Below are 513 nucleotides of genomic sequence, written 5' to 3'. Positions count from 1 at the left end.
CGGTCTGCCCGGTATCATCCTTTTTCGTTTTACCAACGGTGAAGGTAACGTTATTTCCGACTTTGACGTCATAACCCAGCCCGACCATCAACGATTTATGCAAACCGATCTACGAGGACTGCATCAGGGCCACCGAGGTGTTCATAATGCCACCTACCGTCGTCTGATACGCCACGCCCACAGTCAGCGCACGAACAAGTCCAATCGTTTCCACCTGAACAGAGCCCACTTTAATGATCTGGTTACTGCCCACCGTCTCTATCTGGTTAACGCCCACCGTCTGTATCTGATTGTTGGTAACCGCAATCATCTGATTGTTGCCAATGGTCTCAGCATGGTTGTTTATCACATCCGTGGTGCGGTTATTCAGCACCTCGGTGTTCATGTTCTTCTGCGCGTGGAGTAGACCTGTTCTTTCCCTGTCGCATCGTCAAACTTCAGTTCATTAAACCCGCTGCCCTTATAGGTTTTCGAACGAATGGTCATCTGCGTCTTTGTTCCCGGCAGGCTGCC

General features: G+C 50.5%; 1 pseudogene. It reads right to left on the bottom strand.

Annotated features, from left to right (window positions below):
• Nucleotides 1-513 (bottom strand): annotated as a pseudogene (locus tag ACJHX3_RS25075) (bacteriophage T4 gp5 trimerisation domain-containing protein); the annotation flags it as partial.

The organism is Escherichia sp. WS1265 (assembly GCF_046487585.1).
Classification (GTDB): Bacteria; Pseudomonadota; Gammaproteobacteria; order Enterobacterales; family Enterobacteriaceae; genus Escherichia; species Escherichia coli.
This window is presented reverse-complemented; position numbering and strand designations above follow the sequence as displayed.